The 6,841-nt window shown below is 69.0% G+C and carries 8 protein-coding genes and 1 riboswitch; of the genes, 6 read left to right on the forward strand and 2 right to left on the reverse strand.

Annotated elements, in window-relative coordinates:
- Positions 1-152 precede the first annotated feature (152 nt).
- The gene (locus tag ACWDU1_RS27020) at positions 153-497 is read right to left on the reverse strand and encodes a DUF3263 domain-containing protein (protein ID WP_450002700.1); all 345 of its coding nucleotides are present in this window, start codon (positions 495-497) and stop codon (positions 153-155) included.
- 244 nt (positions 498-741) lie between these two features.
- Here ACWDU1_RS27020 and ACWDU1_RS27025 point away from each other — a divergent pair, with 244 nt between their 5' ends.
- The 5 genes from ACWDU1_RS27025 to ACWDU1_RS27045 all read left to right on the forward strand — a co-directional run bounded on the left by ACWDU1_RS27025 (position 742) and on the right by ACWDU1_RS27045 (position 5,307).
- Positions 742-1,332 carry a peptide deformylase gene (locus ACWDU1_RS27025; RefSeq protein ID WP_450002702.1) on the forward strand — a complete coding sequence of 197 codons (591 nt, stop codon included), beginning with the start codon at positions 742-744 and terminating at the stop codon, positions 1,330-1,332.
- Positions 1,322-2,320 carry an N-acetylglutamate synthase, CG3035 family gene (locus ACWDU1_RS27030; protein ID WP_450002704.1) on the forward strand — a complete coding sequence of 333 codons (999 nt, stop codon included), beginning with the start codon at positions 1,322-1,324 and terminating at the stop codon, positions 2,318-2,320. The genes ACWDU1_RS27025 and ACWDU1_RS27030 overlap by 11 nt, the downstream gene beginning before the upstream one ends.
- Positions 2,321-2,913: 593 nt before the next feature.
- Entirely contained in the window at positions 2,914-3,411 is a 498-nt protein-coding gene (locus ACWDU1_RS27035) for a DUF6764 family protein (protein ID WP_450002705.1), read from the forward strand.
- Positions 3,412-3,475: 64 nt separating this feature from the next.
- A complete protein-coding gene (locus ACWDU1_RS27040; RefSeq protein ID WP_450002706.1) occupies positions 3,476-4,387 on the forward strand; it encodes a MerR family transcriptional regulator in 912 nt (303 codons plus the stop codon).
- A gap of 86 nt (positions 4,388-4,473) precedes the next feature.
- The gene (locus ACWDU1_RS27045; RefSeq protein WP_450002708.1) at positions 4,474-5,307 is read left to right on the forward strand and encodes an exodeoxyribonuclease III; all 834 of its coding nucleotides are present in this window, start codon (positions 4,474-4,476) and stop codon (positions 5,305-5,307) included.
- Between the two features lie 66 nt (positions 5,308-5,373).
- Here the strand turns inward: ACWDU1_RS27045 and ACWDU1_RS27050 are convergent, their stop codons facing one another.
- Positions 5,374-5,952, reverse strand: coding sequence for a Uma2 family endonuclease (locus ACWDU1_RS27050; RefSeq protein ID WP_450002709.1), 579 nt, complete (start codon positions 5,950-5,952; stop codon positions 5,374-5,376).
- 221 nt (positions 5,953-6,173) lie between these two features.
- A riboswitch (TPP riboswitch) is annotated at positions 6,174-6,300 on the forward strand.
- On the opposite strand from ACWDU1_RS27050, the gene ACWDU1_RS27055 reads away from it, so the two are divergent.
- Positions 6,291-6,841, forward strand: a 551-nt coding sequence (locus tag ACWDU1_RS27055; RefSeq protein WP_450002711.1) for a phosphomethylpyrimidine synthase ThiC, incomplete at its 3' end; no start/stop codon positions are given. (Overlaps the previous riboswitch by 10 nt.)

Genomic DNA, 6,841 nt, shown 5'->3' on the forward strand with positions numbered 1-6,841 from the left:
GGCCGAACCCCGCGCGGCGAAGCCGCGCCAATAAACACAGAACCTTGGCGGGCAAGGTCACCTTCCCACCTCCGCGGGCAAGGTCACCTCCTCACCTAGCCGCCTGCGCCCCCACCCCTCACATCAGCGGGTCAAGCCACTGCCCACGCCGATCAGATCTCGAATCCGAGCCGCCGGGCTGCGCGGGATTTCTGGCGGCTGGCGCGTAGGCGGCGGAGTCGTTTTACCAGCATGGGGTCGACCGTCAGGGCTTCCGGGCGGTCGATGAGGGTGTTGAGCACCTGGTAGTAGCGAGTGGGTGACAGCGCGAACAATTCGCGGATCGCTTCCTCTTTGGCGCCCGCGTATTTCCACCACTGTCGTTCGAAGGCCAGGATCTCGTGTTCGCGGCGGCTCAGGCCGCTGTCCGGATCGTGGGCCGATTCGAACTCGTTCGCTGTATTGGCCGGAGGACTGGCCTGGATTGCGGAAAGATCCCGCGCTGCTGCGCCGTCCATCTTGCTCCTCGCCGAGTTACCACCGGACACGATCACATGTGGAGACCGATCGCGTCACCGTGTTACTGCCTTGCGATATTCAACCACGCCGGGCTGGTTACCGCTGCCGCACGCATCCGGGCGTGTCCGGTACGTATGTACCAGAATTGCGCGGAGTCACGGCCGGCCCCGCGCGCGGGCGCCGACGGTTGCCCGGAGCAGGCCCTCTGCGTATCTCGCGGCGGGCACCAATAAGCTCGTATCCATGTCAATCCTGCCCATCGTGATCGTCGGGGATCCCGTACTGCACCGACCGACCCAGCCGGTTACCGAATCGCCTGCCGAGCTGGCCGGACTGGTCGGGGATATGTACGAGACGCTGGACGCCGCCAACGGTGTGGGCCTGGCCGCCAATCAGGTCGGAGTGTCCAAGCGGGTCTTCGTCTACGACTGCCCCTTCCATGCGGAGGACGGCACGGTGACCCGGCGGCGGGGGGCGGTGGTCAATCCCGTGCTGGAGACTTCGCAGATTCCCGAGACGATGCCCGACCCCGATGACGACGACGAGGGCTGCCTGTCCGTACCCGGCGAGCAGTTTCCCACCGGCCGTGCCGACTGGGCCCGGGTCACCGGGACCGACGAGCACGGGGAACCGGTAACGGTCGAGGGCACCGGGTTCTTCGCCCGCATGCTGCAACACGAGGTCGGCCACCTCGACGGGCATCTCTATATCGATGTACTGATCGGCCGGTACGCGCGCGCGGCGAAGAAAGCTGTCAAACGCAACGGCTGGGGCACCCCCGGGCAGAGTTGGACGCCCGGTATCGATCCGGACCCTTTCGGACATGACGACTGAGCCGCCGGAACCCGAGAACGGCAGCGCCGCGGCGGATATCCCGGTCGGCGAACGGGTTGTCGTGCGCTACCGGCTACCCGACGGCAGCGATCCGCCGCTCACCGATGTGATCGGCGAAGTGGTGTCCACGAATCCGCTGACCGTCCTGGCCGCCGACGGGCATCCCGTGCTGATCCCGGCCGGCCGGGTGGTCGCGTTGAAATCGCTGGCGCCCAGGCCTATCCGCACTTCCGAGATCCGCGCGCTGGAAACCGCCGCCGCCTACGGCTGGCCGGGCACCGAGTACGCCTGGATGGACGGCTGGATGCTGCGCGCCGGGCACGGTTACACCCGCCGCGCCAATTCGGCGGTACCCATCGGTGATTCGAGCGGCCCGGCGCGGATGGGCCCGGACACCCTGCAGCGCATGAACGCCTGGTACGCCGCGAAAGGCCTGCCACTGCAACTCGCGCTCCCGGACCGGCTGGCCACCGTGCCGCACGGCTGGAACAGCTGGGGCGAAACCCGGGTACTGGGTATCGATATCGAGAATTTCGTCCTGCCGCAGGGCCCGTCCATGGTGCGTATCGCCCCCGAGCCCGATATCGCCTGGCTGGAGATCCACCGCTACCGCGGCGACGAACCGACCGGTCACAGCGTCACCGTGCCACTACCCGAGGTCCTGTCCGCGGTCTACGAGGGTCAGCTGGGTTTCGCCTCCTTGGGCCTACCCGGCCCGATCGCCATCGCCCGCGGCGCCCTCACCACCGCCTCCGACGGTCGCCGCTGGGTCGGCCTCACCTGCGTGGCGGTCCTCGCCGCCCACCGCAGGCACGGTCTGGCCGCCCTGGTCTGCGGTGAACTCTTGCGGTGGGGCCGGGATCGCGGCGCGACCCACGCCTATGTGCAGGTCGAAGCCGGCAATGTGGAGGCACTGGAACTCTTCGGCGAACTGGGCTTCATCGACCACCACAGCTACCGCTACGCCGTTCCTGGTGGAGGGTTGTGATGTTGGCAGCGGCTTCGCCGCTCGGGGGTCCGGCCCCTTCAGCGTCTGCTGTCAGCACTCGGGACTCGCGGCTTCGCGACATGCGCTTCGAGGGCTGACCGCAGACGCGGGCCGAACCCTTTCATGGCCTGGTAAACCCGGCGCGATGGGGGTGGCGTCGGCGTTTGGCGGGGCCTCGGACAGGAACGCCGGGCCGGGGAACCGAAGGATTTCGAGGACGCCCGGCCGGGTCGTCCGGCCGGGCGATCAGTGTCGGGCTCGGGTGAGGTTATTGCGGTCGATCCCGTAGGAAGGCGCGTGCCCAGCAAGGTCCCGGCGAGGACCATCGCCCGACCGGTCCGCGGCCACCTGTTCCGCCGGTCACCGGCCGTCGGCCGTCGGCGTGAGGTTGCCGTCGTGAGGTTGCCGGTCCGGGAGCGGATGAGCAGGCCGGTGAGGGGAGTTTCTTACCCCCCCCCCCGACGGAATTGATGCATCGCTTTTGCATCGTTAAGCGAGTAGCCTGGGAATTTGTAGACGGAAGCATTTTCAGGTTCGGCCGACCGCCCGTCCCAGGAGCCGTCGGCAACGCGATCGAGAACGAGGAGACCGTCATGTTCCATCCCATCGCCGCACGCTCACTCGGGTTGCTGGTGGGCGTGGGCGCGGCGTCGCTGTGGGCCTTGGTCGGGGGGCCTGCAGCGAATGCCGCGCCACCTGCCGCCTGTCCCGCTCCGGGCGCGGCTGCCGTTCAGTCCGGTGACACCGGCGCTTCCTGTGCCGCCGACAGCGATGCCGGCGGCGCGGCCGCCGCCTACGGGATCGACGGCGATGCCGCCGCCGACGCCGCGCCGACCAGCCTTTCGCTCGCCATCGCCGCCAACGGAGGCGATGCCGCCTCGGCCTCGCAATACCTCTCCGGTCCGGCCGCGATCGCGGTCGGGCCCGGCGCCACCGCCGATATCACGGGTGTTCGGCCGGGACTGTCCATCGGAATCGCCGGCCCGGGCGCGACGGTGACCGTGACCGGCACCTCGGCACCCACCTGCACCGGCGGGCCCGGGTTCGCCGGGGACTTCCAGACCCTCCAGGGGTGCGTGTCCATGCGTTGAGCCCGCACGACGGGGTGACTCGACGCGATCCGGACCGGTTTCCCGGTACGGCGAAAGGGGACCGATGTCGACCGGGACCAGCGCGGGAGCCGGGATGACCGTGAGCGCGGTCGCCCGGTCCCTGGATATCCCGGTCGCCACGCTGCGGAGCTGGAATCAGCGCTACGGCCTGGGACCCACGCGGCGGCGGCCGGGGCAGCACCGTCTGTACACCGCCGAAGACGTATCGGCGCTGCGCCGGATGGTCGAACTGGTGCGGGCCGGCGCTACCCCGGCGAGCGCGGCCGAGGCCGCCCGGGCGGCCGCCGAACCGGCACCGCTGCTCGGGGATCTCTCCCCCGTCCTGGCGGCGGCCGGCCGTCTCGACTATCCCGAGCTGCTGGCGCTGGTCAGCGCGCATTTCGCGCATCTCGGGGTGGTGACCACCTGGAACGGGCTCTGCCGGCCGGTGTTCGCCGATCTGGTGGCCCGGCAGGAGCGCGGTCACGGGCTGATCGAGGTCGAGCATGTGTTCTCCGCGGCCGTCACCGCCGCCCTGCACCGCACGGTGCCGCCGGTCCGTGACAGCGGTGGCGGCGCCCCGGTGCTGCTGGCCTGCACCGCGGGCGAAACCCACGTCCTGCCTCTGGAAATCCTGCGCGCCGCCCTGGCCGAGAACGCGATAGCGGCCCTGCTGCTCGGTGCCTCGGTTCCCGCGACCGCGCTGGCCGAGGCGATGGCCGGGCGGCCGCGCGATCCCGTGGTGGCGCTGTGGTCGCAGACCCGGGCCACCGCGGTCGAGCCCCTCCCTGCCCGGACCCGCGCGGCCACGCTGCTGTTGCTCGCCGGACCGGGCTGGGCCGGAGTGCCCGCGCCCGCCGGCACGCACCGCGTCCATACCCTCGAAGCCGCCCTGCACCACATCGCCATTACGGTCCGTACCACCCGCGCACGCCGCCGGGACCGCCCCGCCGGAAAATACCCCGGGCCCCACTGATCCTGTTTCGATTCGAAATCGATGCAGGGTTCGGCGCGAATGGCCTCGCGTCTTCTCCGGCCGGTAGCCCTGGATAGATTGGTCGTGTGCGACTCGCGACCTGGAATGTCAATTCGATCCGTTCTCGGCAGGACCGGGTGCTGGCCTGGCTCGATCGACAGGACATCGATGTACTGGCGTTGCAGGAGACCAAATGCCGCGACGACCAGTTTCCTTTCGAGCGGTTCGCCGAAGCCGGGTACGAGGTCGCGCATGTGGGGCTGAATCAGTGGAACGGGGTGGCGATCGCGTCCCGGGTCGGGCTCGAGGATGTGGAGATCGGGTTTCCCGGGCAGCCGGGGTTCGACCGCGATGCGGCCGACACGCTGATCAGCACGCCCACCGTGGAAGCGCGGGCGCTGGGGGCGACCTGCGGCGGGGTCCGGGTGTGGAGCCTGTATGTCCCCAACGGCCGGGCGCTGGCCGACCCGCATTACGAGTACAAGCTGGAGTGGCTGGCCACGTTGCGTGATAACGCCGCCCGCTGGCTGGCCGCGGATCCGCAGGCCCCGATCGCGCTCGTGGGGGACTGGAATATCGCGCCCACCGACGACGATGTGTGGTCGACAGAGTTCTTCGACGGCAAGACCCACGTATCCGAGCCCGAGCGCGCGGCCTTCCACGCGATCACCGATACCGGCTTCGCCGATGTGATGCGACCGTTCGCCCCCGGGCCGGGCGTCTACACGTATTGGGATTACACCCAGCTGCGCTTCCCGCGCAAAGAGGGTATGCGAATCGATTTCGTGCTCGCCTCGCCGGCACTGTCGGCCACGGTGGCCGACGCGGGGGTGGACCGGGAGGAACGCAAGGGCAAGGGTGCCAGCGATCACGCGCCGGTGATCGCCGAGTTCGATATCGACACAGACGGGCAGAGCTGAACCCGGACGCGCTCATCACGGCCCGGCCGCGACCGGAAACCGGGAAGAACCGGCCCCCGCCGTCGTTTACAGCCAGTCCGCCAAGGGATCGGTGGCCAGGAAGACGCCGAGCGGTTCCGGAATCTCGATATCGGTGCCGAACGGCACGGTGACCTTGGTGGCGTACCGCCCGTCCTCGGGTTCGCTGTACACGCTGACCTCGGCCGCACCCCGGTCGATGAGGAAATACAGCGGGATCCCCGTCGCCGCGTAGAGGAACGGTTTGTCGAGCCGGTCCCGGAGTTCGGTGTGCTGGGCCCGTGACGTGATCTCGATCGTCATGAACACCGGCTGCGGGTCCGACCATTCACCTTCACCGGCGAACGCCGACGCGGGCGCCAGTATCGCGTCCGGCCGCACCCGGCTGCCGCCGCCGCGACCGGCCCGCAGACCCCGGTCCGCGAACAGCCACAGCTCCGATCGGCGGGGTACCAGGAAACGGGCCAGCCACTGCACGACCCGGCTGTGATTGACGTCCGGGCGCGATTTCGCCGCCAGCAGACCGTTCAAGTACTCCAGCCGCAACCCTTCGGAAATCCGCTGGGCCGCGGCGTCGAGTTCCTCGAACTCGCCCACGGTCATCAGCGATCCATGCGAGAGCGTCACCGTTAGACCCTATCGCCCGCACCCCCGAAGTCCGCACCGAACACCCATCCCACCCTCATCGAACGGGAAACACCCCATGGTCGGGGCCCGCCCCTGGTCTGGAGCGACGGAGCGGGGGAGCGAAGCGGAGGAGCGGAGGAGTGAAGACCAGGGGTTAATAGGGCCCCGACCCGCGACGCCGGAGGCGGCGCCAAAAATCCAGTAGGGTGGCGGCGGAAAATTTCACACGCAACGGGGGCTCGCACCAGCGGGCTGAGAGGACGGCTAGCCCATTCCGGGCGTTCAGGGCCGTCGACCGTATGAACCTGACCGGGTAATGCCGGCGTAGGGAGGCAGATATGACGAGCACAGCTGTCGATTCCGTGACCACGGGTCCGATCGAGGGCAGCGTCAAGCACTATCGCGAGGTGGACGGCCTGCGCATTCCGGTGCGCCGGATCGGACTCACCACCGGCGACCATTTCGATGTGTACGACACCTCGGGCCCGTACACCGACGACGCCGCCACCATCGATCTGGAGGCCGGGCTGCCCGCGTTGCGGGACGGTTGGGAGAAACCGGATATCCCCGGGCCACGCACTCAACTGGCGTGGGCGCGAGCGGGAGAGATCACCGCGGAGATGCGGTTCATCGCCGCACGGGAGGGGGTGGAGCCGGAACTGGTGCGGGCGGAGGTCGCCGCGGGACGTGCCGTGATCCCGGCCAATCACCGGCATCCGGAATTGGAGCCGACCGTGATCGGCAAGAAGTTCCTGGTGAAGATCAACGCCAATATCGGTAATTCGGCGGTTTCCTCGTCGATTGCCGAGGAGGTCGAGACGATCGCCCGCGCCCTGCTCAAGAACGCCCCCGTGGTCCTGCTCGACGAGGCCACCAGCGCCCTCGACCC

Source organism: Nocardia sp. NPDC003345 (assembly GCF_053589395.1).